The following is a 25,842-nucleotide window of genomic DNA, read 5'->3' on the forward strand; positions in this document are numbered from 1 at the left end:
TCAGAGAATATCGTCGAGAATGCAGGCGCGGGCGTGGCCGGGCGCAACCTCGCGCAGCGCGGGCACACCAGCGGCACAAGCCTCGGTGGCAAAGCGGCAACGCGTGCGGAACACGCAGCCGGATGGTGGATTCGCCGGGCTCGGGATATCGCCGGTGAGGATCTGCCGCTGCTGGCGCACCGCAGGATCGGGCGAGGGAATGGCCGAGAGCAGCGCCCGCGTATAGGGATGACTGGGGCGGGCATAGAGATCGGCGGCGGGCGCTATCTCCATGATGCGGCCGAGATAGAGCACGATCACCGTGTCACAGATATATTCGACCACGGCCAGATCGTGGGAGATGAACAGCATGGTGAGGCCGAGGCGTACCTGCAGATCGCGCAGCAGGTTGATGACCTGCGCCTGGATCGACACATCCAGTGCCGAGACCGGCTCGTCGGCGACGATGAATTCGGGATCGAGCGTAAGGGCGCGGGCAATGCCGACGCGCTGGCGCTGCCCGCCGGAGAATTCATGGGCGTAGCGATCGAAGGCATCGACGGGCAATTCGACCGCAGCCAGAGCCTTTTCGGCGCGGGCACGGCGCTCGGCGCGGGTGCCGATGCCCTGGATATCGAGGCCCTCGGTCAGCACCTGCCCGATGGTCATGCGCGGCGACAGGCTCGCGAACGGGTCCTGGAAAATATACTGCATCTTGCGCCGCTGCTGGCGCAACTGATCGCCCGACAGCGTCGTGATGTCGACGCCGTCGAGCTTGACCTCGCCGCTGGTCGGCTCGATCAGCCGCAGCACCGAGCGGCCGATGGTGGTCTTGCCCGAGCCTGATTCACCGACTAGGCCCACCACCTGGCCGCGGGGAATGTCAAAGGAGATATCCTGCAGCGCCTTGACCACCGGCCCGCGTGAGAAGGCGGCCGGCTTGAAGTGCTTGGAGAGGTTTTTGACCGAGAGATAGGGCTGTTGCGTCATCACAGTTCCTGCCAGCGGATGCAGCGGCTTTTCTGCGTGGGGGTTGCCGCGAACAAGGGGGGCACGGCGGCATTGCAGGCTTCGATGGCGTATTCGCAGCGATTGGCGAAGGCGCAGCCCGGCGGCAGGTTGCGCAGCGAGGGAACGTTGCCGGCAATGGTGGGGAGCGGGGTTCCGGAACGTTTCAGTTCGACCGCCTGGCCCAGGCGCGGGACGGAACGCAGCAGGCCCTTGGTGTAGGGGTGTCGCGGATGGGCGAAGACTTCGGCCACGGGGCCGGACTCGACGATCCGGCCGGCATACATCACCACGACGCGGTCGGCGATCTCGGCGACGACGCCCAGGTTGTGGGTGACGAACAGGATGCCCATGCCGCGCTCGCGCTGCAGCTTTTGCAGCAGGTCGAGGATTTGCGCCTGGATGGTGACGTCGAGGGCGGTGGTGGGCTCGTCGGCGATCAACATCTTTGGATCGCAGGCCAGCGCCATGGCAATTGTGACGCGCTGGCGCATGCCGCCGGAAAGCTCGTGCGGATATTGCTGGGCGCGGCGCTCGGGATCGGGAATTCCCACATCGGCCAATAGGCGCACCGCGTCGGCGGCGGCCTCGCGATGCGACTTGCCCAGGTGGATGCGGATCGGTTCGGCGATCTGCTCCCCCACGGTATAGACCGGGTTGAGGCTCGTCATGGGTTCCTGGAAGACCATGCCGATATCGTTGCCACGGACTTCGCGCAGGCGTTCGTCAGGCATGGCGGCGAGATCAACGACCTCGCCACTCTTGCGCGACAGCATCACCCTGCCCTCGGCGATGCGGCCAACGCGTTTGGGCAGCAGGCCCATCACCGAGAGGCTCGTGACGGATTTGCCCGACCCCGACTCGCCGACCAGCGCAACGGTTTCGCCTGCCGCGATGGTCAGTTCCATATCCTGCACGGCAGCAATGTCGGCGCCGCCGATGCGAAACACGGTGCGCAGGCCGGAAATGTCGAGGATCGGAGCGTCCATGATCAGACGAGCAATCCTGTCGCCTTGAGGATGGCATCGACCTTGCTGGTTTCCTCGGCGTTGAGGTGGCGCTGCGGGCGGGCCATGGTGTTGTTGGCAATGATGCCGAGCTGGCGCATGGCGGTTTTGAAGGCGCCGACCCCGGCAGAACCTGCGCTGGTGCGAGCGCTGGAAATCCAGACGATTTCGAAGAGCTTGCAGAGGCGTTCCTGCTCGGTGCGGGCGCCGGCAAAATCGCCTGATTGCACCAGGTTCCACAATTTGACGTAGCCATGCGGATCGACATTGGCGAGGCCAGGCACAACGCCATGGGCGCCCATCGCCAGCACGCTGTCGACCACGATTTCCGAGCCGGTCATGCCGAAGAAATTGGCGTCGTCCTGCATGTCGGCCAGCACGTAGCGCAAATTGCCGTCGTCGCCGCTGGAATCCTTGAGGCCGGCAATGGCTCCTTCGCGGGCGAGCGTCACCGTGGTCTTGCGGTCCAGCTTCAGGCCGACGCAGACCGGGATGTCATAGGCGATGATCGGCAGGTCGACGGCATCCTTGATGTAGCGGAAATGGTCGATGGTCTCGGACTGGTTGGTCCGGGCGTAGAACGGCGCGGTGACCACCACGGCGTCGGCACCGGCTGATTTGGCGATGCGCGAATGATTGATCACGCGATCGGTGGTGGGATCGATCGTGCCGACAAGCACCGGGACGCGGCCATTAGTGATCTTGATGGCGTGCTCAAGGATGGATTTGCGGGCGTCGGCGTCGTGGAACACCACTTCGCTGGTCGAGCCGAGTACGAACAGGCCGTGGACACCGCCATCGATCAGGTGCTCGAGGACCCGCGTGAAGGACGCGTAGTCCACCGTGAAATCGGCATTGAGTGGCGTTACGACAGGTGGGACGACGCCGGTAAACATAGGCATTTCAGAAACCTTCAGGTCAGTTGAGAGCGGAGCGAGGGTCGAACGCATCGCGCAGGCCGTCGCCGATAAAGTTGATGGCAAGCACGGTCAGCACCAGCGCCGCGCCGGGGAACATCCATTGCCAGGGGTATTGTTCGAGCACGACCGTGGAGCGCGCCAGATTGAGCATGTTGCCCCAGCTCGCCTCGGGCGGGGCAATGCCCAGGCCGAGGAAGGAGAGGCCGGCTTCGAGCAGGATGGCATTGGCGACCTGCAAGGTGGCGTAGACCACCAGGATATCGATGCAGTTGGGCAGCCCGTGCTTAAACAGCAAATGGGGAACGCTGGCGCCCATGCCGCGCGCGGCCACCACGAAGTCGCGTTCACGCAATTCGAGCAGCCGGGCGCGCACCATGCGTGACAGTACAGGCCAGGACAACAGCGAGATCACCAGGATGGTCGGCATGATGCCGGTGCCGGCGATCGAGGCGAGGACCAGCAGGAAGATCACGGGCGGCAGCGTCATGGCGAGATCGACGAGGCGCATCAGCGACGCGTCGACGATCCGGCCGCCAAAGCTGGCGAAGGCGCCGACGAGAAAGCCGATGATGATAGATATCGCGACGGAAACGACCGCCACGATCAGCGAGACCCGGCCGCCCTGCAGCAGGCGCGCCATCACGTCGCGGCCGACGCCGTCGCTGCCCATCCAGTGTTCAGCCGACGGGCCCTTGTTGAGCGCACGCAAATCGATGGCGTTCGGGCCCAGCCCCCACCACCAGTCATAGGTGATGATGGCGACCAGGATGGGCAGGAAGATCGCCAGCCCGACAAGGGCCGCGCGATTGCTAAAGAACCGTTCGAGGGAACGGCGGGTCGGCCCTTTGGTCCGCTCCAGCGGGGCGGTCGCTACGCTTGTCATGCTAGGCCACCTGAATGCGCGGATCGACCGCGGCGTAAGTGATGTCGGTCAGCAGGTTCACCACGATGACGCAGGCGCCGATGATCAGGGTGGCGCACATGATGACGGGGTAGTCGCGGGTGTTGACGGCATTGACCAGCAGCAGGCCCATGCCCGGCCAGTTGAAGACGCTTTCGATGAAAATGGCGCCGCCGATGGCCATGCCGATGGTCGATCCGATCAGGGTGACGACCGGCAGCAGGGCATTGCGCGTGGCATGCTTGATGATGACCCAGAATTCCCGGACGCCCTTGGCGCGCGCGGTGCGGACATAATCCTGGTTGAGCACTTCGAGCAGGGACGAGCGCATATAGCGCATGATCAGGGCCGCATGGCCGAGCGAGAGCAGGAACGCGGGCAGGATGAGGTGGGCCAGCAGATCGCCGACCGAGAATGGCGACGCCGGGGTCAGCATGCCGCCCGATGGCGCCCAGCGCAGTTGCACGGAAAAGAAATAGAGACCCAGCAACGCCGTGAGGAAGGCGGGACTGGATATGCCGATGGAAGAGGCGGCCGACAAGGAGACGTCGGTCAGCGAGTTGCGGCGCACCGCGCTGATGATCCCGGCAGCAATACCCACGGCGATGGCGATCAGCAGGCCCGCTCCCATCAACAGGAGGGTGGGGCCGATGCGTTCGAGAACGAGGGGGAGCACGGACACGCCCGCTCGCTGGGTGGAAAAGCCGAAGTCGCCGACAAGGGCGGCACGTAGCCAGCCAAAATACTGCACCGGCAGCGGCTGATCCAGACCCAACCGGGCACGCAGAGCGGCGAGCTCATCCATCGAAAGGGGCGCGGAGGGATTGATATAAGCGTCAATCGCATCGCCTGGGGCGAGGCGCAGCAGCACGAAGACGAGAATGCTGAGAGCAACCAGCATCAAGAGTCCAATGCCGATACGGCGTGCGATGTAGTTCAACATGGCCAGGTCCGGTGTGAATGATGGGCGGCGCGGAATGACCGCGCCGCCGAAGCGCAGGGGAGAACTGCGCTTACTTGATATCCCAGAGTTCAGGGTGAGCGGCGTATGGGCCGCCGGCCGGAGCGGGCGTCCAGACAAAATCGACTAGGTTGGCGGACGCCACGCCATAGCGGTTGGCAACCCACATGGTGGCCCAGGGCAGCTCCTCGTTCATCACCTTGCAGACATCCTGCCAGCGGGCATCCACCTGGGTTGGATCGGTTTCGCCGATGGCAGCGTCGAACGCGGCGCTAAGATCGTCGAACTCGATGCGCATGATGTTGGCACCAACCGGTGGCAGCTGTGACTTGTTGAGGCCGACATTGATGCCCGCAGGGTTAGGTCCATTTTGCAAGCCTGCATAGATCAGCGGGAATTCGTTCCAGTCAGGATTGTTCTCCTGGTAGACGGTCCCGTTATAGGTGGGGACGTCGACGACACGCGGAACGACATTGACGCCGACCTGGGCCAGCATGGCCTGCACGGCGGCCATCACGTTGGCGGCCTGGGGCGAACCATAATAGGTCAGCCAGGTGATCGGCTTGTCGCCATTGAGCTCGGCCCAGCCGGCTTCCTCGAGCAGTGCCTTGGCCTTTTCCGGATCATAGGCGTAGTCATTGAGGCCTTGCGGCACGAGGTGGGGCGCGACATAGCCACAATTGGCGATTGTTGCAGCGCCGCCATAGAGGCTTTCGACGATCGCTGCGCGATCGACGGCATACATGAAGGCCTGGCGGACGCGGACGTCCTTCCACAGGTCTACTTTCTGGTTGAAGCCGATATAGTTGACCACATAGGAGTCGCCCTCGATGACTATGAAGGCCTCGTTGTCGGCAAAGGTCGCGGCATCTTCGGGCTCAACAAAGGTGAACTGGATTTCACCGGCACGCAGGGCGGCCACGGCGGCAGCCGGGTTCTCGAAATAGCGGTTGATCAGGCGATCGACCTTGGGCGCGCCGAGGCGGTAGTCTTCGTCGGCAGCCAGTTCGACATATTGGTCAGTGACATATTGGGTGAACTTGAACGGGCCCGTTCCGATCGGGGTCGTGGCCCACCAGGTACTCGTCGCAATGCTTTCAGGCGCCACCGATGCCAGAGCGTGCTCAGGCAGGATCATGACCTGGGCCAGGACTGACAGCAGGCCGCCATCGGCCTCCGAGAGCGTGACGACGACCGTACGATCATCGGGCGCTTCGACATTTGCGATCTTGCCCAGGCGGCCGGTGAAGACGCTGCCCGAGGCGGCATCGCGGATCAGATCGAGCGTGAACTTGACGTCGGCGGAGGTGAAGGCCTCGCCATCATGCCAGGTTTCTTCGACAAGATTGAACGTATAGGTCAGCATGTCGTCGCTGACGGTATAATCTGCGGCCAGCGCGCCCTCGATGGCGTTTAGCTCGGCATTGTAGATCACCAATGGCTCGTAATAGGTGTTGAGCCAGGTAAAGCCGCCGGTCGCCGCGAGCGGATTGAAGTTCTTGGGGAATCCGCCCGGGCCGACGTCGAAGCCGCCGGTAATGGTCTTCACGTCCTGCGCGAAGGCAGGGGCAGTGAGTGCAGTGGCACCAAGCAGCAGGCCGCTAACGGCCAGAGCTTGAGTGATGGTCCTGATATGCATGGTTTCCTCCCAGAATAATAATCAGGCTTCAGATGGCTTGCCGCGGTTCCGGGCGATAACTTGCTGGATACCGCGATAGTGATCATCCAGGCGCTGGCGCGCCTGCCCGACGTCCTTGCGGGCGACGGCTTCGACGATTTCGTGATGGTCCCGCCATGTATCGAGCGGGTTTGGGTTGTCGAGATTGCTGAAATTGGAGGCCTTGTTGAAGGCCGTCCAGAAGATGTCGATCAGGGCACTCAACATGTGGTTGTTCTGGCAGCGGAACAGCAGTTGGTGAAACTGCTGGTCTTCCTTGGCAAAGCTCTCCTGCCGCTCGGCTCGAGCCTTCATGCGCGCAGTGACGTCCCGCAACGCGGCAAGATCAGTCTCGCCGATCATTTCAATGGTCTTGCCGATAAGCCCGGTTTCGAGAACACGGCGGATTTCGCGCAACTCCTCGACGTCTCGCAACGAATCCTGCAGGCCATAGGCGAGATTGTCGAGCAGCGGCTTGAAAGAGAATTCCTTGACGAAGACGCCGATGCCGCGGCGAGTCTCAAGGATACCCAGCGACTCCAGGGCCTTTATCGCCTCACGCATGGAATTGCGCCCTACCCCCAATTGCTGCGCCAGAAAGGTTTCCGGCGGCAGCGGGTCGCCAGCCTTGAGCTGATTGGCCTCGATATACTGCTTTAGGCTTTCCTGCACCGTAACGTGCAGGAGAGGGGCTCGGCTCAACGGTGTCATCGACTTCAGATCCGACATGGTGGTCCTCGTTTATCTGTCCGACCTTTGTGCGGGACAGATCCACACCGTCAACGCTTGTTGTATAGCGACATATGGGATATCCTGCAAGTCGATATTGGATAGGTAACTGAAGTATGAAGATCGCGCTGTTTGGAACCAGCCATTGGCATGCCGAAATGCACCTTGATGCGGCGCGCGCGGCTGGCGCGGCCGTGGTCGGCGTGTGGGACGAAGATGCCGCGCGGGTAACGAGTTTTGGCGAAAAGCATGGCGTGCCAGCTGTCACGAGCATGGCCGATGGGCTGGCGCTGGAGCCCGATCTCGTCGTGCTGATGGGACATCCCTCCACGCTACCTGACCACGCGAGGCTTTTGATCAAGTCAGGTATTCCGTTGATTCTGGAGAAGCCTGCGGCCGCCGACACGGCGACCATTGCCGAACTGGCGCAACTGGCCGCAGAGCGCGGGAGTTTTGTCGGTGTGCCGCTGCCTAATCGCTTCGGACCCATATTTGCGGCGTATCGGCAGCTTGGGGCGGACGGGCGCGCCGGCAAGCTCGGCCATGCCAGCTTCCGGCTGGTGAATGGCCCGCCCGAGCGCTATCGCCAAGACGATGTCGGCTGGCTGCTCGACCCTGCCATTGGCGGTGGCGGGGCGCTGCGCAATCTTGGCATCCATGGCGTGGACGCCGTGCTGAGCCTGGCGCAGGGGCCGGTCACACTGGTTTCGGCCAGCATCGGAAAACGTATCCATGATGAGGCAGTGGAAGACCACGCCCTGCTGGTGATGACCGACGCGGCGGGCACGCTGTTCAGCGTGGAAGCCGGCTACACCTATGCCTCGATGGCGCCAGGCGGCGAATTCGAATGGCGCATGGTGACGGCCAACGCCACGCTGGTGGACCGCGGCGACAGCGCCAGTTGCGTCACTCTCGATGACGGCTCCGCGCGCATGCTTCGGCCAGAACCCACGGCGACCCGCTATCGCCTGTTCATGGCCGACACATTGGAACGGCTGCGCGATGGGCGTCCACCGGCCATCACTCTCAACGACTATCTGGCAGCGATGGCCCTCATCGATGCCGCATATGCAAAGGCAAGATCATGATTGGAGTGGGTATCATCGGCGCCGGACATTTTGGCGCGGTGCATGCAAAAGCCATGGCAGAGGTCGAGGGACTTCACCTCGTCGCCAGCTGCCGGGAGAACCAGGCGGCCGCAGGGCGGTTCGCCGCCCAACATGGCGGCAGCGCTTATGGCGACTGGCGCGAGCTGCTGGCGGACCCGCAGGTCGATGCTGTAGTTATCGCGACGCCGCATCACCTGCATGAGGAGATCGCGATCGGCGCGGCGGAGGCGGGCAAGCACATCCTGCTGGAAAAGCCGATGGCTCCCACCACGCGCGCCTGCGACGCGATCAATGCAGCGGTCAGCAAGGCGGGCGTGCAATTGATGGTGGGGCACGTGATGCACTTTGCCCTGCCCTGCATCAAGGCCAAGGAAATCCTTGATGCCGGCGTGATCGGCAAGCCGGTGCTGGGTTCCAGTTGGATGATCAAGCTCTGGATGGAGAGCAACCGCCGGGACTGGCACATGAAGACCGCCTCCGGCGGTGGCATGCTGATGACCGCGGGCATTCACGCGCTAGACCGGCTGGTCTGGCTGATGGGGCAGGATGTGGCCAGTGTGAATGCGCTGGCGGGCACGTTCTTTCATGAGCAGGAAGCGGACGACAGCGCACTGATTGGGCTGCGGTTCGCCAATGGCGGCATCGGCCAGGTGCAAAGCGTGGGCTATCGCAACGGCGCGGTAGGCTTTGCCATGGACCTGGTCTGCGAACGCGGCACCCTGCGCATCGACTTCGACCACGGCGTCTCGATCGGCAGCGAGGGTATCTGGACGCCGGTTCCGGATTCGATCGAGCCGGACTGGATGCACCACGCCGTGGTGCGCGAATGGCAAGCCATGCGGGCGGCCATAACCGGCTCCGCGCCGGTGGCCGTCAACGGCGACTATGCCCGCCAGATCGTCGCGATCATCGAGGCAGCGCATCAGGCCAATGCCGAAAAACGGGAGATCGAGGTTTCTCGGGCATAGCCGGCGCCTATCTTGGCGCGGATAATGAATAGCTGAACGCCCGCTCTTGCGGCCCCTCAACTGCTTCAACGCATTTCGTCAAGAAGCCGCCTCAACCACTGGGACGGATGTTCTGGTTGATGTGGAATAGGTTTGCGGGGTCGAACTTGCCCTTCATGGCCACCAGCCGTTGGTAATTGTCGCCATAGCTGGCTCGCACCCGTGCTTCGCCTTCATCGTCCATCATGAAGTTGACATAGGCGCCGCCCGGGTTGAACTGGTGGACCGCCTCCCAATAGTCCCGTCCCCAGCGCGTCAGCGATCCTGCCATCTGGGGATTGGCGTCGATTGCTGCAATGACCATCGACCATCTGGCGTCCCTGGCCGCCCACGGCGTCTCGTCCTTGCCGACGCGATGCACCGCGCCATCGATGGGATAGAGATGCATGAGCGACAGCTCGCTCGGAGCGTTCGCCGCGTGGGCAATGTGGGCTTCGATGGCCTCATCGGTGAACTCGTTCACAAAATCTCCCTTCCAATACCATTGCAGGCCCTTGGGGAAGAAGGGATCGAACAGTCCCTGTATTGCCGGGAAAGGCATGGTGGCCATCCAGTTGAACAGCGGTTCGGGCAGAGCGTCGATGAGTTTGGCCATGACCGCCTTGCCCTCCGCTTCAGGACCGTTGAAACACGAGATCACGGCGCAGGCCCGTTTGCCCCAATGCTCGCGTGGAAATGGCTCCATGGAGGGGACGGTCTTCAATCCCACGAAACTGCCGAGTGCCTCGGGCGCATTTGGCAGGAAGTCGCGATAAGCGCGCATGACCGTGGCGCCATGCCGGGCAGCGTCCCAGAAGATCGGCCCGGCAAACACGTTCTTTACCGGATGCGCGCGGAACACGAAGCTGGTGACGACGCCGAAATTGCCGCCCCCACCACGCAGCGCCCATAGCAGGTCGGGGTTCTCAGTCTGGCTCGCCGTCTTGAACGTACCATCAGCCAGGATGACATCGGCGGCGATGAGGTTGTCGATGGTCAGGCCGTGCTGCCGGGTGAGGTAGCCAGTGCCGCCGCCCAATGTCAGTCCGCCCACCCCCGTGGTCGAAACAATCCCGAACGGCACCGCAAGACCGAAGGCGTGGGTGGCGTGATCGACGTCGCCCGACGTACAGCCGGGCTCGACCCGCACTGTGGCGTCCGCCGGATCGACATGCACACCCTTCATCATCGAGAGATCGATCATCAGCCCGTCATCGACGCTGCCCAGACCGGGGCCGCTATGGCCGCCGCCCCTGATGGCGATGGCCAGCGCGTTATCCCGCCCGAAATCGACAGCCGCAATGATGTCGGCGACATCGGCGCAACGGGCGATCAGCATCGGTTGTTTGTCGATCATGCCGTTATAGAGCTTGCGCACTTCATCATACTGGGCGTCTCCCCTGCGGATTAGGGGGCCGCGCAGGCTCGCCGCAAAGCTGGTGATGGTTTCCTCGTTCATGATGTCGCACTCCGGATGGCCAATGCCGGATGCGAGGTTATGCTTGGGGGCCCGCACTTCACATGCCACTTCGTCCCGTTTCATTGCTTGATCGTCCGAACGTTCGAAACAGTATTGACGGGCAGGTTGCACAAGCGGATTCTGCCGGGACTGACCTAGCCTAGTTGTTGCTCCCGGGAACGAGATCGCTCGTCCCGGGGATTGCGTTCGTCGCTATCCCATTCGTGCAACTGGAGGTGAGACAATGGACGTACTTTCGGACGTGCTGGCTACAGTGCGACTGACGGGGGCCATCTTTTTCGACAGCACCTTTCGCTCGGCCTGGGTGGCGGAAGCGCCCAAGGCCTCGATCGTTGCAGGCCGGGTGATGCCCAATTCGCAGTATGTCTTCTACTTCCACACTCTGCTGGAGGGCTCCTGCTGGGCCGAGCTGACCGATGGCTCGGTCGACCCGATCCATTTGCAGGCCGGGGACGTCGTGGCGTTTCCGATGGACGACGCGCATGTGCTGTGTTCGACCATCGGGATGCGGGCCGAGCCAGATCTTGCCATGTATGTCCACCCGATCGATCATCAACTTCCCTATGTGGTCAACCAGGGCTCCGGCGCCGATTCCTGCCATTTTGTCTGCGGCTATCTCGGCTGCGACGTTCGCCCCTACAATCCATTCATCAAGTCGCTTCCTCGCGTGCTGCACGGACGCGCCGCGGCGAGCCAGGGCTGGCTGTCGCACCTGGTTCGCCACGCGGTTTCCGAGACGGACCGGCACAATGCCGGCGGCGAGACCGTGTGGGCCAAGCTGGCCGAACTCCTTTTCATAGAAGTGATCCGCCAGCACATCGATGGCCTGCCCATGGATTCCCGGAGCTGGTTGTCGGGCCTCCGGCATCCGCAGATCGGTCATGCGCTCAAGCTGATCCACGGACGGCCGGCCGAGGACTGGAGCATCGAGCGCCTGGCGCGCGAAGTTGGCCTGTCACGGTCGGTCTTCGCCGATCGTTTCACCCATTTTGCCGGTGTAACACCGATGCAATACGTTGCGCGCTGGCGGATGCAGCTGGCCGCACGCCGGCTCGAAACTCCAGGGATCAGCGTGGCACAGGTAGGAGCGGAGGTTGGCTACGAGTCAGAGGCCGCGTTCAATCGCGCATTCAAGAAGATAGTCGGCACTCCGCCCGGCTCCTGGCGCAGAGAACGATCGATCAACACTGGGGCTCCCGCATCGCCCTTTCTCCAGGCTCAGCACGGTCCGTTGGAGGTCGATCTTTTGGGGAGTTCGCAATCCAAATTGTAAGCCCGGCAATGCGGTGGAGAGGCGCGCGATTGGCAGATGGTTGCCCGACCTTGAATGTCACAATGGGCCATGAAGGAGTCCGGTGGTGACGCGAACGATCGAAACCGACTACCTCGTCGTCGGAGCCGGGGCGATGGGGATGGCGTTCACCGATGCGGTCATCGATTACGCCGATGTACATGTCACCCTCGTGGACCGCCGTTGCGCGCCCGGAGGTCACTGGCACGACGCCTATCCGTTCGTGCAACTTCACCAGGCGTCGCTGTTCTATGGCGTCGCCTCCACAATGCTGGGGACTGGTAAAATCCAGCGTGATGGCCCAGAGGCCGGCCTACAGGAGCGAGCCCGGTCATCCGAGATACGGGCATATTACGACGGCATTCTTTATCGGCGCTTCCTGGGTTCGGGCCGCGTAACGTTTCTCGGCAGTTGCGACTACCGTCAGGAGGACGGCCTTCACCTCGTGACGTCGCTTGTCTCTGGCGAAACTGTCCAGGTCAAGGTTCGACGCCGGATCGTCGACGCCACCTACCTCTCGCCCACAATCCCTGCGACTACCCGACCGCCGTTCGGCGTCGCCGATGATGCCTGGGTCGTGCCGGTCAACGAACTGGCGAGGCTGACCGAAGCACCGGAGGAATTCGTCATCGTCGGTTCCGGCAAGACCGCGGCCGACGGAATTATCTGGTTGCTGGGCAAGGGCGTGCTGCCCGACCGCATCATGTGGATCCGCCCGCGCGATCCCTGGATGCTCAATCGGGCAGTGGTCCAGCCGGACCCGGTTGTGGCTTTGGGCCTTGCAGCTGATATCATGGCTTCGGCGACCGAGGCTCGGTCTGCCGACGAGCTGTTTCTGCACCTCGAGGCGGCCGGCGTCATGTTGCGGATTGACCGGGATGCCACCCCAACAATGGCAAAGACACCCACTGTGGGCCAATGGGAGCTCGATCTGCTTCGAACGGTGGAACGGGTAGTCCGGCTTGGACATGTCAGGGAAATCAGCCGATACGAAATCCTGCTCGACCAGGGTGTGATCCCCCTGGCGTCTGGCGCACTTGTCGTCCATTGCGCCGCCTCCGGTCTCAGATATCCGCCCCTGGTTCCGATCTGGCAGCCCGACAAGATCCGGCTTCAGACAATCCGGGCCGGCTTCCCGTGCTTCTGCGCGGCGCTGGCGGGTTTCGTGGAAGCGACCCGTGACGACGACCGGGAGCGCAACCGCCTGTGCCCACCCAATACGCTTCCCGACAACCCGTCCAACTGGGCAGAGATGCAGGTACGCGGCACCCTGGCGGCGCGAAAATACGGCGCGCAGCCCGATATCGCGAGTTGGGCGAACCAGTGCGCCCTGAACCCGGCACGCCGCGATCCTTCCCGCGCCAACGATCCCGCAATTTCTTCCGCCTCCGATCGTCTGGCGGGTGTCGCCGAACGTGGATTGGCTCGGCTAGCCGCGTTCGCAGGCGTTTCGCTCAACGACATTGGCAACTGAGGCGCAGACGGCACACGCAGCAGGTGAGGCAGGGGATCGTCGACGGCAATGTTAAGCAGAACATTCGCCCGTTCCGCGATTACCGGCAGGAACCAGGTTCCAAGGCTGTCGGCATTTACGGCAATGTCTACCGTTGCAACGCGAAAATACGCTCCCTTCCTCTGGCTTCCATGTTGACGTTCCCTTTCGCCCCAGGCAAACGGCCCTGGCAGAATCCGCCCAGCCTATATCGTTTCATGCACGGCCGACCGCCCATTCGGGAACGCGGCGGCTACACTATCGCGGAACCACCTCTGCGCGAGATGCGTATCGTTACGCCGATGCCATGAAAGCGTGAACTGGACGGAGTCGAGTTCGATGGGCGGCGTTTGCACATCCAATCTCTCGACCTGACCCGAAGCCGCGACGACGCCCTCCATGATCGTAGCAATCATGTCCGACGAGGCGACAAGCGCCGGTGCGGCATACATATGGGGCAGCGTCAGCGCCAGACGTCGCTTCAGACCTTGCTTGGCGAGGGTGGCATCCACCACGCCGAACCGCTCGTTCTCGGGCGAGACGAGCAGGTGCGACAGGGACAGGAAGGTCTTGAGGTCCAGTTGCTTGCCCGCGGCAGGGTGATCCTTGCGCAGGATGCACACGAACCGTTCCTCGAGCAGCGGTGCATTGAGGATGCGGCCCGTTGCGGTCGGGGGCACGCCGACCGTCATGTCCACCTCGCCCGAATCCAGCATGCTGATGGCGTCGTCGCGGTTGGTGAAGTTGCGAACGCTGAGAGTAATGCCGGGCGCCGTCTTGCGCAGCGACTCCAGCAGCCGTGGCAGCAGGAAGAACGCCGGATGATCCGAAAGACCCAGCGTGAGGGACGCCGTTGACGTCGACGGATCGAACACCTGGGTGAATTCCAGAGTGCGCTGAATTTCGGTCAGGGCGTGGCTGATCGGCTCGGCGAGATCGAGTGCGTGCGGCGTCGGCTGCAGACCGTGCGGTCCGCGCACAAACAGCTCGTCCCGAAGCAACGCCCGCAGGCGTGACAGCGCCGCGCTCATCGCGGGCTGGGTGCGGCCGATCCGCGTCCTCGCATGTGTAACGCTGCGTTCAGCCATCAGCGCGTCGAAGGCGACTAGCAGGTTGAGGTCGATGCCGTGCAAATCCATGCCATGGATGGATATACATGCTGCATATCGATTTCAAGTATGGAGATGCACTCACTAGGTTCCGGGCATTCAGCGCAACAAGGACGCCCGCATGATGAGCACAACCACCGAACCACGGGTCACCGGCCTCACACCGGAGGAACGCCACGCCGTCGAGACGTTCTACCGGGCATTCGAAGGCAAGCCCGATCTCCTCGACACCGCCGTGACCGAAGACTGGCAGGACATTCCACTCGCCCCACACCAAGAGCCGGGACGAGACGGGATGAAGCCGCTGATCGCGGGGTTTGCGGCGGCTTTTCCCGACGCGAAAGTCACCATTCTCGAGATTGTCGGCGCCCCAGGTCGCGCCGCCGTGCGCGGCCTTATCTCCGGCACCCATCGGGGCGAGTGGTTCGGCATCGCGCCGACCGGCAAGCCGTTCGAGATGCCGATTCACGAATTCCATTACATCGCCAATGGCAGGCTGACCCATACCTGGCACTTGGAAGACTGGTTCGGCTGGCTCCTCCAGGTCGGCGCGTGGCCCGTCGGCAAGCAGGGAGCTGCACAATGAAGGCCGTCCGCATCTCCGGATACAACGCCACACCCGCACTCGAATACATCGCGAGGCCAGCGCCCGGCAACGGGGAGGTTCTGGTTCGCGTCTTGGCCGCCGCTCTCAATCCGCTCGATGTCAAATTGCAACGCGGATATATGGACCAGTTCTTTCCGCTGACCTTTCCCTATACACTGGGTACCGATCTTGCCGGCGAGATCGCTGAGGTCGGACCAGACGTCGAGGGATGGGTGCCAGGCGACAGGATCATCGCACGAACCGATCCGGCTGCGGGCGGCGCCCTTGCCGAATATGCCGTGGTCCCCGCCACCTATCTCGCCAAGGCGCCCACGACCATGCCGCTCGCCGAGGCCGCCGGCATCGCAACAGCAGCCGCCACAGCATGGCAGGCGCTGTTCGAGGCAGCCCATGTCGCTGCCGGGCAATCGGTTCTGGTCCATGCCGGCGCTGGCGGCGTCGGCAGCTTCGCGATCCAGTTCGCCCGCAATGCCGGCGCCCGCGTGATTGCCACGGCATCAGGCGACGGTGTCAGCATTGCCCGCCAGCTCGGCGCTGACAAGGTCATCGATTATCGCATCGAGGATGTCGCCCGTGCCGTTTGCGACGTCGACGTCGTGCTCGACACGATCGGCGGCGAGACACAGCAGCAATCCTATGCCGTGCTGCGCGTCGGCGGACATATGCTCGCAATTGCCGCGCCGCCGGATGAAGCCCTGGCCAAGGCACATGGTGCAAACGCCGCCTTCGTCTTTCACGCCTCCGATGGACCGCGCCTACGCCAGGTCGTGGGCGCGATCGACCAGAACGGGATCAGGGTCTTGCTCGATCGCAAGGTGTCCCTGGGCGGCTTCGACGCCGCCTTTGGGCACCAGGCATCCGGCCGAGCGCGCGGCAAGGTCATCGTCACGCTCGACTGACGCTTTCTCATTGGCGGTTGAACCCTTGGGATCTGGGCGGCTTTGCGTCAGCGAGCGTATGCCTTCGCCATCGCCTCCTGGCCACCAAGGGCCGAGGTCAGTATCAGGGGGTTCCAGTAGTCCTGGTAGCGCGCAATCTTGCCGTCACGCAGATGCAGCACGCAGATATATTTCTGATTGTACGGGAGGCCCGTTTCGGACCCTCGGCCCTGACAGGTCGCTTCGAAGATGACCGCATCGGCCAATGGATAGACGCTCTCCAGCGTGAAGTGTCCGAAAGCCACGATCTATCGGCGCTGGCCGGGAAAACTGCAATTTGCGGACGAGGCGGGCAGAGGCCATTCCGGCAAGGTCGAGGGAACCGGTCTCGACTCACAGATGTTGACGGTCCTGATCCGGCGTCTCAATGGCAAAATTGACTACGCCGACACCGCCCCGGCATGCGGGTGACCGTGACCGCTCCCATCGCTGCGTCCGACTAGCCGGCGAAGATACCCGGCTGCACCGCGTCCGACGAACGATCTTTGTAGCTTGTCTTTGCTACTGACGTCACTCTCGCGATCAGCCGCCAGTGAGTGTCTTGATACGATCGACTGACGCTGAGAACCCCTTGAGGGAGATGGCGAAAGCAACATCCTGAGCGGCGTCACTGGATTTTGCAATGAGCTTGAGAACGCTGCCGTTGCGCAGGGCATCGACGCTGGCTTGGTCAAGACCGAGCGGCACAACGCAGCCCGCCGGGAGGCAAGTATGGAATGGAAATGGAGCCATCGTCTCCTGTTCATCGATCTGCAGCGTAACACCGGACTCCAGCAGCAGGCCGAAGGGTAGGATCAGATTGCCGGCAATGGCGTTGTCGGCTCCAACTTGCAGTTCGATGGCCAATACTCTCCTCCCGTTTTGCTGGGCTTGCTGCTGGGAGACGGCACACCGCTTTGTTGCGTCCGCTATGCGGCACGCAACCTGCCAGTCCTGATAGGATTCCTGCAAGGATGATGCCCCGCCGGGAAGCGATGGTGCATCCTGGGCGAGCGTCGAGGCGGAAGGATATGTGGCGCAGACGATCAGCAAAGAGCCAATCTGAAAAATCCGGCGAAGTGTCATGTGTGTGCTTTCTCCTGTTCAAAATCGAATGGCGAAATTTGCCTTGAAGCCGTGCTGCTGGGCGTCGCTTGCGAACTGGCCCTGATAGGCGACGCCAAGGGTGGTGGTATCGGTGAGGTTGAGATCGAGCCCGGCCCCCAGCAGCGCTGCGTCCTCGGCGATCGGCGCGCCGGCAACCGTGAAGGCGTCGGCACTCGCAAAGGCATGGGTGGATAACGGGGTGAGGTCGCCGAAGGCATGGCGCCAACCGAGCATGCCCCGCGCTGTCGCCTTCATGCCCCCAAGGTCGAGGTCGGTGGAGGCTCTGATTCCAAGCGTGGTGAAGGCGGCGTCGGTGGTCCGGCTTTGGCTGTGCAGCGCCGCAGCTCCGCCCGTTTCGGCGAACGCGTCGGTGGAGAGGCTCACATAGGCGAGATTGGCAAAAGGCTCGAAGGAGGCCACAGCCGTGTCGATCGTGTAGCCGAGTTCGCCGAAGGCCTGGAAGGAGCCGGCATCATAGTTGCCTTGGAGATTATCGGTTAAACCCGGGAGGGAGACGGTCCGCGCGGTCTCGATGTCGTGCCTGGTATAGGCAAGGCCTGAACGGAAGCCGAGATTGCCCCACTCGGTGCCCGCATAAAGGCCGAGATGATAGTTGTCGCTTGAACCCGATGAGGCGCGATCCCTAGAGTCGAAGCTGGAATGGGAATAGCCGGCCAGAAGGCCGAGACGCCAAGTCTCGGTGACCAGCCCGTCCACGCCCATCAGCAAGCCGCCGGTGTCATGGTCGAAGCCAGCGGCATTGCCGTCGCCGTCGAAGGACCCCCATGAGCCGAAAGCATGACCTCAGGCAGCAAAAGATTCGGTCGCACCCGGTGCAATCTCGGTTCCACCCGGCCCATAGGCCATGATCGGCATGGGTGCAGCCACATCGCCGAAGGCTGCGCGGACCCGGTTGTTGACCGCATCGCGCACAAAGCGGCTGTCCTCGATCAGCGCAGTCATGGCCGAGGCGTGGATTTCACCCGAAAGCGCATCAAGTGCCCGGCGTGCGCTGTATTCGTCGGCAAGGGCGGCAACCGCGTCATAGACGGGGCTCCCGGCGCCGGTCGTCTCAAGCCCGTCACCTGTCGAGCACTGGTTGAGGGTTGCTGCGACGTCGCAGAATGCCACCTGATTGCGTGTCGCGTCGATGTAGACATTGTTGGCAGCATAGGCGAGCGACAGATCGATGAAGGGCATGTTCTGGGTCAGTTCATCGAAGGTGCCGGTCACCCCGCCATCGGCGGCGATGATGGTCCAGCGGCTGCCCGGCGTGTAGACGCCGCTTGCCTTGAGCGCATGCACCGTGCCGCCATGGATCGTCGCAGCACCGCTGGCGTCGATCAGGTCGCTCTCAAGCGCCGGGTTGATCTCCGCCTCAATGACCGAGCCAGAGGCAAAAATGATGTCGCCGTCAACCGTGAGGGTGCCGATGGAATTGCCCGGTGCAATCGTGCCCCCCCGAGCGATGGTCACGGTCGAGCCCGCGCCTGAGCCGAGAGTGCCGCTGCCGCCGAGCGTGGCACCAGCCTGAACGGCGAACGAACCGCCGAGTACAGCATCGGCGGTATCGGAACCGACGATCATTGTGCCGGCCGCAATTACCGTGTCGCCTGCAAAGCCCGATCCGTCGCCCTCCAGCGTCCAGGTGCTCGCACCGGTCTTCTCGAAATCGGTGAAGCCCTGATATTGCAAGCCGGTGCCCATGCCGGAAACGTCGAATGTCGCATCGACGGCGCCGCCCAGCGCCAGCACATTATTGCCGCCTCCTGCGACGACATTGCCGATGATCGTTGAACCAGCCTGCAGTTCCAGCCGGTTGCTGCCGCTGGTGAACGCAACGGCGTTGGCCCGCGTTGCTCCGTCGCCGGCCAGGCCGCCGGAAATCATGCCGGAATTGATGACGTGGAGATCCGAACCGACTATGCCCACGCCGCCCGCAGCATAGACGCTATCGCCACCCGCGGCCGTGCCACCTGAGCCGCCCGTGATGCTGTTCATGTTCGTCAAGCTTCCAGCAGCCATGGAGATGCCGACACCACCATCACCCGCCTGGTTCTCCGCCCCGGAGCCGCCGTTACCGCCCGCGCCGCCGCTGATCGCGCCTGTGTTCGTCAGCGAGTCACCGACAAAAGAGACGCCTATGCCGCCATTGCCGGCCAAGCCTCCCCAACCGTCGGTCACTGACCCGCTGTCACCGCCCGCGCCACCGCTGATCGTGCCTGAATTCGTCAGCAACGCACCAACAAAGGAGACGCCCATGCCGCCATTGCCGGCCAAGCCGACCCAGCCGTCCCAACCGTCGGTCACTGACCCGCTGTCACCGCCCGCACCGCCGCCGATCGTACCTGTATTCGTCAGCACCTCACCGACAAAGGAGACGCCAGTGCCACCGCCCGCGCCCCCGCCGATCGTACCTGTATTTGTCAGCGCCTTACCCGAAAAGGAAAGACCCAGGCCACCATCACCGCCGTGACCACTACGGCCGGTTTGTGCTGACCCCCGGATTGCTCCGAGGGCCTTGGTCGGCGTTTGAAGGAGTTGGAGTGGTCAGGCTCGCTTGCGGCTCAGCATTCGGTCGATTGCCTTGTTGGCGAGGTGGTCGGCGGTCTCATTGTCTTTGTGGCCTGCATGGCCACGGACCCACTCCCAGGTCACCTACGGTCACCCATGGCGGCGATCAGGGCTTCCCATAGCTCGCGGTTCTTCACTGGCTTGCCATCCGGCTTGCGCCAGTTGTTGGCCAGCCAGCCGTGACGCCAATCGTTCATACCGTTGATGACGTACTGGCTGTCCGATTGGACCAGCGCGGGCACATCATTCGCCGGAAGACAGGCCAGCGCCTTGATGGCGGCTGTCAGCTCCATCTCATTGTTGGTGGTGTGCCGCTTCGCACCTGACACGGTCTTCGTCCGGGGAAGCCTGTCCACGTCGAAGGACGTGAGGATGGCACCCAGCCTCCTGGACCAGGATTGCCACGGCATGCCCCGTCAGTGGCCACCACGTATCGGCGAGCTGGGGAGATGTTGGTGAGGTCGGTGTCTGCGTCGATGATCTTGGTCATGATATTCCTGCGGATGTCGCAATGCAAAAAGGCCCCCGGTGGTGTGCCAGGAGCCCTTGCGGTGGATTGATGATGATGGCTGGATTAGCGGTTGAGAAACCCGCGTGGCGTCTGATCGGCGCTAAGGGGGCGGCCGGTATGGCCTGCGGGAGAGAAGTGGCCTGACTTCATGGTCAGCTCGCCTGCGTCGTACAGTTCCCATAGCTTGGCTCTGCCCACTTCGGTCGGGAAGATGTCCAATTTTCCGGTTCCGTCCCATTCCCGTTCTTCGAACAGGAGCTTCGCGGTCGACTGCCGCACCCGCCACCGTGTCCGGTAGTGAGTGCGACGAAGCAGCTCAAGCCGCCCCAGGTCGTGCTTGATCTTCCTAACGTCTACCCCAGGCATGGTGGCCGCGAACCGCTCAAGGGTTAGTTCGGTGGAGCGGCGAAGGCGTCGAGGTCGTCTGGCGTGCATTGGGCAATCCCTGGTCGCGCTATGAGTAATCCGAGGAGGTGGTTTAATTGAAGAGCCTTTTTCGCCAATGGGTTATCGAGATAACTATTTGGGAAAACCCAGTCTAGTGCCGCCCGCCGCCTGCGCTAAGGTGCGACTTCGATGACCGGGAGCTTCTCGATTTCCCGCAACAGGGCCACTGGCTCATACTCGCCGTAGTTCCGCCCCGCCGTAGGCAGAACCTGTCCACAGATAACGTCCAGGTATCCGTCATCAATGCCCGCCATTCGTCCCTTGCTCTTGAACCAGTGCCGCCACGCGTGGTTGGGGCGAACACGCTTGTCGGTGACCTGTGCGACTTCTCGCACCCACTCGCCGAGCATCTGCACGGTCTGCACCACGGCTGCTCGGAGGTCAGGTGATGGTTGTAGAACAATGGGCCTCGGCTGGAACGGCTTGCGAACTTCCAAACGCCCATCTCGACGAGGTGAGGATGTAGAGGAACATACCGATATTTACGGGTCTTGATCGTTCCAGCATCTGGAAGCAGGGCTACACACTTGATGCCGTCGATCTCCTTGAAGTCCTCACCCCGCAGCTGGCAGAGCTCGCCTGGTCTTGCCCCGGTGTACGCCGCCAACCAAGGCACCCAGCGTTGGGCAGCCCGGTTGTAAGGCTCGAAGCCGTTCTCCGCCTCCTCAGCCACCAGCGCACACCTAAGGATGCTAGTCGCTTCTTCGCGTAGGAAGTGCTTCGGCCGACCTACTACCCGCTTCTCGCCCTCAAGTTTCACACGCGCTGGATTGACTTCTGGCGGGGGGACGCCGAGCGCCCGCAACGCCACCTTGCCCATCTCGCCCATGGCAAACGTGTAGACCGTACCGACAGCGGCACGATGCTTCTTGATGAACGTCTCATGGGTAATGGTACCGGGACGCACCAAGCTGTCGTGCCAGCGAACGATGTCGGCTGCCGTTACGCTTCCTGCATCTTCGTGCCCGAGGAACGCCGAAAGCTGCTGGAGGAGGCTGCTGTAGCCCTTGATGGTCTGCGCCTTGGGCTTCTGGAGCCGATTGGACCAGACCTGGAACAGTTGCGTGAGCGTGGCGCCGCCGCTCACAGGTCGGGCATCGGCAACCGGAGCGGGTGCAAACGAAGGGAACCGCTTCCCCACCACGTTATCACTAAAGTCGCCGTAGCCTCTGCGTTCGACCAGAGCGGCTATATCGCCAACGGCCTTGTCGAACTCGACCAACATCCGCTCGCGAGTGCCCAGATCGACGACCAGGTGATGCTCTGCCAAGGCTCCATCAACCCACGACCCGAGCCGCTGGTTCAACGTGGGGCTTGGTATGAGCAGTTGCGGCAAGCGGGATGCGGCGCGCTGTTTATCGGCCGCAATTCTTTCCTCTCGCCGCTTGGCCCACTGGGCCGCTTCGCCTGGGTCGTCTTCGAGCACTTCACGTATGAGGTGGTACATCTCCCCCGCGAGCGCAGTGATCTGCTTGAGCGTGAGCGTAACAGGCCCGGTTTCGAAGCCTCGCCACACTCGATCAAACTCGGCCTGAGCCTCCAGGGCCAGACGCTTCGCCTCAGCCGGGCTCTTCGTTCGTAGCGAGACCTTGATGTCGGCACCAAGCGTGGGTGTGGATGGATGGCCGTCGATAGTGACGGCAACCAGCTTCCCTCGCGCCACGCTCTTCAAGCGAGCAGGAACGCGTTGGCGATACCAGTACATTCCGGTTGAGGGATGCTTATAGGGAGAAGGCATAGAAAGGACCATGTGGACCACCTCTGTGTATCAACAGCGGCGGGCAAAAGTCTAGCAAACCCAGTTTGTTCAGCTCGATCAACAAGATGGAATGGCGCGCCCTAAGAGATTCGAACTCCTGACCCCCAGATTCGTAGTCTGTAGGATTTCGTTGATTTCATTAAGAAGTTTTGCAAACCGGGCAGGAATCGACCTTATTTAGATCAAAGACTTAGCGCTGGGCTGCAAACCGAGAAATCGCCCAGATCGAAGCATTCGACCGGACTGGACCACCGGCCTTCACCAATCCTGACACCGAAAAAAACGCCGCCCCGGCGAGACCTCTGGGACGGCGCATTGAACATTCACTGGCAACTGGATTAACCGAATGCAAGTTAACGATAGCACTACTCAGCAGCCGAAGCAACGCCCAGATTTTTCGTATGCTGACCCTGAATGCCGCCGCATGGTTGGCTTGGATGACTCGCCGCTGGACTGCCCAATTCGTGCCACGCGGTTTAAGTCTCAAGCCGCGCAAACCAAACAGGACAAGCGCCTCTCTCTTCGCCAGTTCGCGGACATAATCGAGAAGACGGATGCGGATTCCAAAGGCTCTTTGCCTTGGATGAAACTGGCAGTTTTCGGCGATACGCCGACCCCCCTTCGCCCCCGCCCAGACGGCAGCGGGCGGAAGACCGGGAACAGCCTCCGCCACGATGCAAATGTGATTGTCGTGACCGGTGTGGAAGCGGACTATGATGCAGGCAAAATGTCTGCACTAGAAGCCCGGCAGAAGCTCTTTGAGGCGGGTATTACGGGACTTATCTATGATACCCCATCGTCCACACCAGCGCATCCCCGCTTCCGTGTCCTCACCCCATTCAGCGAGGAGTTGGAGCCTGCCGAACGCATCCGCCATATGGCTCGTCTAAACGGCGTTCTGGGCGGCACACTGGACGACGCCTCCTTCACGCTGTCCCAAGCCTATTATTTCGGCAATGTGACCGGGCGGCCCCGCGTGGCGACGTTCCTTGTTGAAGGCACGCGTTATATTGACCAAGCGGACGACCTCGACGCCACCGCCATTGGCAAGCGAGGGAAGACGAAGACCGACGACGCTGGTCAGGAGCACGGCACCTTTGACGAAGCTGCTCACCTGAAGGCTATCTGGACCGGCGAAATCTTCCATCACGCTGCAATCGCCTTGGCCGGTCATTGGTCTGCGACTGATGTGTCCCCGGTTGAGGCGTTCACGCGGCTGCGAGCTGCTTTCAATATGGTGCCCGAAGAAGATCGTGACGCCCGGTGGGCGGAACGGTTTGCCGAGTTGCCCGATATCATTGGCTTTGCATTTGGAAAGCGTGCCGAAGAGGCATTTGCGGAACGGGACCTCTGGACTAGTCTTCTCAACGACGAAGATGTTGGGGAAGAAGATGAGATCGAGGGTGAGGAGACAGGACGCCTATCATTTATCTCGCCAAACGAATGCTCCACGTCCGAACACCGTCACTATGTGGTCAAGGGGCTTGTGGCCGAAGGCGACATCGCGTGCATCGTCGGGGCCCCCGGCGTCGGAAAATCACTGATCGCTCCACGGATCGGCTTTGCTGTAGCGCAGGGTGAGCCCATTTTCGGGATGCGGACAAAGCAAGGCGGAGTCTTCTATGTCGCTGCCGAGGACGAACACGGCATGAAGGCACGCATCTCGGCGCTACTTGCCGAGCACGGCGAAGCCGATGCTTTCAAGCTGGTTTGCGGGGTGTCGGACCTGCTATCCAAAGGCAGCGCCGACCTGTTGGCGCTTCGGGTTGCTGTTAAGCGCGAACGCCCTGCTCTGGTCCTTATAGACACGCTGGCAATGGCTTTTCCCGGTCTCGAAGAGAACACGGCCGAAGGCATGGGTCGGGTTGTGGCCGCTGCGCGTGGTCTGACTAAATGGGGGGCAGCCGTCATCCTGATCCACCATGACACCAAGGATGGGGCGAGCGGACTGCCTCGCGGTCATAGCGTGCTCAACGGCGCGCTAGACGTGTCGCTCCACCTGACCAAGGGCGAGGGCGGCATTGTACGGGGCAAGCTGACCAAGAACCGCAACGGCTCTTGTGAACGAGACCTAGCATTTGCCATTTCGACGCGTGCGCTCGGGACCGATGGCGACGGCGACGCGGTGACAGCAGCACTATGCAAAGAGTTGGATGCCGACGCCGCGCCTAAGACTGAACGCATGTCGGCTAGTGTTGAAGCGGCTTACTCCATCTTCCACGACCTGCTTAAAACCGAGGGCATTGTTCGCAACGGGCAACGCGGGGTGCGGGAGGATAGCTGGCGTAAGGCATGCGTGGATGGCCGCACTGTTTCCGCTGTCGAAAACCCTGACAGCCGCCGCAAAGCCTTCGACCGTGCAGTCGAGAAGCTTATGCGGACGCACAAGGTGGAGTTTAAAGAAGGCATTTACTGGTTGCCGGATTCCTCCCGTGGACCTGCTGAAGACTTCACCGGAGCCCCTGAGGACGACGACGACCATGACCTCGTCTGATCCCGGACGGACATGGGCATTTGCCGGACATGTCCAGACATGTCCAACCGGCAAACTGCAACGCGATCCGGACGGACACGGACACACCCCTTTAGGGGTGTCCGAATGTCCGGGCGCTGATGCACCCCACAACTTGAGCTTTTCTTCACCCCTACTCATCGCCCACCCAAGGGGCTTTCGTGGGTTGCTACTTGAGGGGCCGGTCGGGTTACCCAGATGGCGCACCTTAACCTGCGAAGCACCACTCCTGCCGGGTCAGATAACCACATTTAGGTTAATTGCTTAGAAACGAAAACTGTCGGACCCCGGGGCTCCGCGCACCCCCGGGTAAGCCGTTTGGGTAAGAGGGACCCAGAGCGGCTTATGGGCCGAATTATGCGTTCAGCTAAAGCGGGGAACGCAGCGAGCGGTTTTCGACACCCATCCAACGACTTCAATGGCTGTCCGTCTTTCCCTCTTCCGCGTCTAGATGTTCCGCACGTTCGTGGTGCCGCTGTCGGGTTCGAGCTTGACGTACAGAGCCAACACATCATCGCTTAAGTGATCCACCAGTGCCGCATCATCCACCTCGCCCATAAACGAAGTTAACGTTGCCGTCTTTTGCCCAGTCCCGATATGCCCCGCCGGTTGGCTGATAAGCACACATGTGCCGGGGAGCCCCGTGTTATACTAGGCTCAGGACTCATTGATTGATCCAGAAGATGACGGTTGCGGCGATACAGATTGCAGACATGAAGGTGTGGGCACACCTGTCGTAACGGGTGTGGACGCGCCGCCAGTCCTTAAGTCTGCCGAAC

The 25,842-nt window shown here is 62.1% G+C and carries 22 protein-coding genes and 4 pseudogenes; 8 read left to right on the forward strand and 18 right to left on the reverse strand.

What is annotated here, in order from left to right; translation table 11 throughout:
- The 7 genes from C8264_RS08740 to C8264_RS08770 all read right to left on the reverse strand — a co-directional run bounded on the left by C8264_RS08740 (position 1) and on the right by C8264_RS08770 (position 7,162).
- Positions 1–969: an ABC transporter ATP-binding protein gene (locus C8264_RS08740; RefSeq protein WP_108460585.1), complete on the reverse strand. Its 969-nt coding sequence runs from the start codon at positions 967–969 to the stop codon at positions 1–3.
- On the reverse strand, positions 969–1,979 hold the full coding sequence (locus C8264_RS08745) for an ABC transporter ATP-binding protein (protein WP_162783531.1): 1,011 nt from the start codon (positions 1,977–1,979) through the stop codon (positions 969–971). Before C8264_RS08745 ends, C8264_RS08740 begins: the two co-directional genes overlap by 1 nt.
- On the reverse strand, positions 1,979–2,896 hold the full coding sequence (locus C8264_RS08750) for a dihydrodipicolinate synthase family protein (protein WP_108460587.1): 918 nt from the start codon (positions 2,894–2,896) through the stop codon (positions 1,979–1,981). The genes C8264_RS08745 and C8264_RS08750 overlap by 1 nt, the downstream gene beginning before the upstream one ends.
- A 16-nt stretch (positions 2,897–2,912) precedes the next feature.
- Positions 2,913–3,797, reverse strand: coding sequence for an ABC transporter permease (locus tag C8264_RS08755; protein WP_108460588.1), 885 nt, complete (start codon positions 3,795–3,797; stop codon positions 2,913–2,915).
- Position 3,798: 1 nt separating this feature from the next.
- Positions 3,799–4,758 (reverse strand): ABC transporter permease, encoded by a 960-nt coding sequence (locus tag C8264_RS08760; RefSeq protein WP_108460589.1) that lies wholly within the window; start codon positions 4,756–4,758, stop codon positions 3,799–3,801.
- 70 nt (positions 4,759–4,828) lie between these two features.
- Complete coding sequence (locus C8264_RS08765) at positions 4,829–6,415, reverse strand: ABC transporter substrate-binding protein (RefSeq protein WP_108460590.1); 1,587 nt, start codon at positions 6,413–6,415, stop codon at positions 4,829–4,831.
- Positions 6,416–6,436: 21 nt separating this feature from the next.
- On the reverse strand, positions 6,437–7,162 hold the full coding sequence (locus C8264_RS08770) for a FadR/GntR family transcriptional regulator (protein WP_108460591.1): 726 nt from the start codon (positions 7,160–7,162) through the stop codon (positions 6,437–6,439).
- A gap of 116 nt (positions 7,163–7,278) precedes the next feature.
- Between C8264_RS08770 and C8264_RS08775 the strand changes: the two genes are divergently transcribed.
- Positions 7,279–8,250, forward strand: a complete 972-nt coding sequence (locus C8264_RS08775) for a Gfo/Idh/MocA family protein (RefSeq protein ID WP_108460592.1) — start codon at positions 7,279–7,281, stop codon at positions 8,248–8,250.
- Positions 8,247–9,239, forward strand: a complete 993-nt coding sequence (locus C8264_RS08780; protein WP_108460593.1) for a Gfo/Idh/MocA family protein — start codon at positions 8,247–8,249, stop codon at positions 9,237–9,239. The genes C8264_RS08775 and C8264_RS08780 overlap by 4 nt, the downstream gene beginning before the upstream one ends.
- Positions 9,240–9,330: 91 nt before the next feature.
- On the opposite strand, the gene C8264_RS08785 is transcribed toward C8264_RS08780, so the two are convergent.
- Complete coding sequence (locus tag C8264_RS08785; protein WP_245892992.1) at positions 9,331–10,800, reverse strand: FAD-binding oxidoreductase; 1,470 nt, start codon at positions 10,798–10,800, stop codon at positions 9,331–9,333.
- A 160-nt stretch (positions 10,801–10,960) separates the two neighbouring features.
- Between C8264_RS08785 and C8264_RS08790 the strand changes: the two genes are divergently transcribed.
- Positions 10,961–12,010: an AraC family transcriptional regulator gene (locus C8264_RS08790; RefSeq protein ID WP_108460594.1), complete on the forward strand. Its 1,050-nt coding sequence runs from the start codon at positions 10,961–10,963 to the stop codon at positions 12,008–12,010.
- Positions 12,011–12,095: 85 nt separating this feature from the next.
- The gene (locus C8264_RS08795; RefSeq protein WP_205245642.1) at positions 12,096–13,502 is read left to right on the forward strand and encodes an NAD(P)-binding protein; all 1,407 of its coding nucleotides are present in this window, start codon (positions 12,096–12,098) and stop codon (positions 13,500–13,502) included.
- A 224-nt stretch (positions 13,503–13,726) separates the two neighbouring features.
- On the opposite strand, the gene C8264_RS08800 is transcribed toward C8264_RS08795, so the two are convergent.
- Positions 13,727–14,659 carry a LysR family transcriptional regulator gene (locus C8264_RS08800; RefSeq protein ID WP_108460596.1) on the reverse strand — a complete coding sequence of 311 codons (933 nt, stop codon included), beginning with the start codon at positions 14,657–14,659 and terminating at the stop codon, positions 13,727–13,729.
- Positions 14,660–14,750: 91 nt separating this feature from the next.
- Here C8264_RS08800 and C8264_RS08805 point away from each other — a divergent pair, with 91 nt between their 5' ends.
- Both C8264_RS08805 and C8264_RS08810 read left to right on the forward strand, forming a co-directional pair.
- Positions 14,751–15,215 carry an ester cyclase gene (locus C8264_RS08805; protein WP_342748686.1) on the forward strand — a complete coding sequence of 155 codons (465 nt, stop codon included), beginning with the start codon at positions 14,751–14,753 and terminating at the stop codon, positions 15,213–15,215.
- Positions 15,212–16,135 (forward strand): NADP-dependent oxidoreductase, encoded by a 924-nt coding sequence (locus C8264_RS08810; protein WP_108460597.1) that lies wholly within the window; start codon positions 15,212–15,214, stop codon positions 16,133–16,135. Before C8264_RS08805 ends, C8264_RS08810 begins: the two co-directional genes overlap by 4 nt.
- A gap of 47 nt (positions 16,136–16,182) precedes the next feature.
- Here C8264_RS08810 and C8264_RS08815 read toward each other — a convergent pair whose 3' ends face one another.
- The 7 genes and pseudogenes from C8264_RS08815 to C8264_RS22105 form a co-directional block, all read right to left on the reverse strand.
- Complete coding sequence (locus C8264_RS08815) at positions 16,183–16,419, reverse strand: nuclear transport factor 2 family protein (protein ID WP_108460598.1); 237 nt, start codon at positions 16,417–16,419, stop codon at positions 16,183–16,185.
- Positions 16,420–16,696: 277 nt separating this feature from the next.
- Positions 16,697–17,239 carry an invasion associated locus B family protein gene (locus tag C8264_RS08820; RefSeq protein ID WP_108460599.1) on the reverse strand — a complete coding sequence of 181 codons (543 nt, stop codon included), beginning with the start codon at positions 17,237–17,239 and terminating at the stop codon, positions 16,697–16,699.
- 18 nt (positions 17,240–17,257) lie between these two features.
- Positions 17,258–18,049 (reverse strand): annotated as a pseudogene (locus C8264_RS22490) (autotransporter outer membrane beta-barrel domain-containing protein); the annotation flags it as partial.
- Positions 18,050–18,064: 15 nt separating this feature from the next.
- Positions 18,065–19,570, reverse strand: a complete 1,506-nt coding sequence (locus C8264_RS22495) for an autotransporter-associated beta strand repeat-containing protein (protein WP_245892993.1) — start codon at positions 19,568–19,570, stop codon at positions 18,065–18,067.
- A gap of 240 nt (positions 19,571–19,810) precedes the next feature.
- Positions 19,811–20,324: pseudogene (rnhA, locus tag C8264_RS08830) on the reverse strand (ribonuclease HI).
- Positions 20,325–20,408: 84 nt separating this feature from the next.
- Positions 20,409–20,780 carry a hypothetical protein gene (locus C8264_RS08835; RefSeq protein ID WP_162783524.1) on the reverse strand — a complete coding sequence of 124 codons (372 nt, stop codon included), beginning with the start codon at positions 20,778–20,780 and terminating at the stop codon, positions 20,409–20,411.
- A gap of 125 nt (positions 20,781–20,905) precedes the next feature.
- The gene (locus tag C8264_RS22105; RefSeq protein WP_162783525.1) at positions 20,906–21,160 is read right to left on the reverse strand and encodes a site-specific integrase; all 255 of its coding nucleotides are present in this window, start codon (positions 21,158–21,160) and stop codon (positions 20,906–20,908) included.
- A gap of 347 nt (positions 21,161–21,507) precedes the next feature.
- Here C8264_RS22105 and C8264_RS22110 point away from each other — a divergent pair, with 347 nt between their 5' ends.
- Complete coding sequence (locus tag C8264_RS22110) at positions 21,508–22,374, forward strand: hypothetical protein (RefSeq protein WP_162783526.1); 867 nt, start codon at positions 21,508–21,510, stop codon at positions 22,372–22,374.
- Here C8264_RS22110 and C8264_RS22900 read toward each other — a convergent pair.
- Positions 22,339–22,542, reverse strand: a pseudogene (locus tag C8264_RS22900) (DUF6538 domain-containing protein); the annotation flags it as partial. The gene C8264_RS22110 and the pseudogene C8264_RS22900 sit on opposite strands and share 36 nt — an antisense overlap.
- Before the next feature lie 355 nt (positions 22,543–22,897).
- Here C8264_RS22900 and C8264_RS08845 point away from each other — a divergent pair.
- Positions 22,898–25,045, forward strand: a complete 2,148-nt coding sequence (locus C8264_RS08845; protein ID WP_108460602.1) for an AAA family ATPase — start codon at positions 22,898–22,900, stop codon at positions 25,043–25,045.
- Between the two features lie 682 nt (positions 25,046–25,727).
- Here the strand turns inward: C8264_RS08845 and C8264_RS08850 are convergent.
- Positions 25,728–25,842, reverse strand: a pseudogene (locus tag C8264_RS08850) (IS5/IS1182 family transposase); the annotation flags it as partial.

The organism is Devosia naphthalenivorans (assembly GCF_003056355.1).
Taxonomy (GTDB): Bacteria; Pseudomonadota; Alphaproteobacteria; order Rhizobiales; family Devosiaceae; genus Devosia; species Devosia naphthalenivorans.

Coding starts and splice junctions, on each gene's coding strand:
- C8264_RS08835 (WP_162783524.1), bottom strand. CDS start 20,780: ATGCACGCCAGACGACCTCGACGCCTTCGCCGCTCCACCGAACTAACC.
- C8264_RS08760 (WP_108460589.1), bottom strand. CDS start 4,758: ATGTTGAACTACATCGCACGCCGTATCGGCATTGGACTCTTGATGCTG.
- C8264_RS08800 (WP_108460596.1), bottom strand. CDS start 14,659: ATGGATTTGCACGGCATCGACCTCAACCTGCTAGTCGCCTTCGACGCG.
- C8264_RS08770 (WP_108460591.1), bottom strand. CDS start 7,162: ATGTCGGATCTGAAGTCGATGACACCGTTGAGCCGAGCCCCTCTCCTG.
- C8264_RS08780 (WP_108460593.1), top strand. CDS start 8,247: ATGATTGGAGTGGGTATCATCGGCGCCGGACATTTTGGCGCGGTGCAT.
- C8264_RS08775 (WP_108460592.1), top strand. CDS start 7,279: ATGAAGATCGCGCTGTTTGGAACCAGCCATTGGCATGCCGAAATGCAC.
- C8264_RS08750 (WP_108460587.1), bottom strand. CDS start 2,896: ATGCCTATGTTTACCGGCGTCGTCCCACCTGTCGTAACGCCACTCAAT.
- C8264_RS08790 (WP_108460594.1), top strand. CDS start 10,961: ATGGACGTACTTTCGGACGTGCTGGCTACAGTGCGACTGACGGGGGCC.
- C8264_RS08805 (WP_342748686.1), top strand. CDS start 14,751: ATGATGAGCACAACCACCGAACCACGGGTCACCGGCCTCACACCGGAG.
- C8264_RS08810 (WP_108460597.1), top strand. CDS start 15,212: ATGAAGGCCGTCCGCATCTCCGGATACAACGCCACACCCGCACTCGAA.
- C8264_RS08755 (WP_108460588.1), bottom strand. CDS start 3,797: ATGACAAGCGTAGCGACCGCCCCGCTGGAGCGGACCAAAGGGCCGACC.
- C8264_RS08765 (WP_108460590.1), bottom strand. CDS start 6,415: ATGCATATCAGGACCATCACTCAAGCTCTGGCCGTTAGCGGCCTGCTG.
- C8264_RS08785 (WP_245892992.1), bottom strand. CDS start 10,800: ATGAAACGGGACGAAGTGGCATGTGAAGTGCGGGCCCCCAAGCATAAC.
- C8264_RS08845 (WP_108460602.1), top strand. CDS start 22,898: ATGCAAGTTAACGATAGCACTACTCAGCAGCCGAAGCAACGCCCAGAT.
- C8264_RS08740 (WP_108460585.1), bottom strand. CDS start 969: ATGACGCAACAGCCCTATCTCTCGGTCAAAAACCTCTCCAAGCACTTC.
- C8264_RS08820 (WP_108460599.1), bottom strand. CDS start 17,239: ATGACACTTCGCCGGATTTTTCAGATTGGCTCTTTGCTGATCGTCTGC.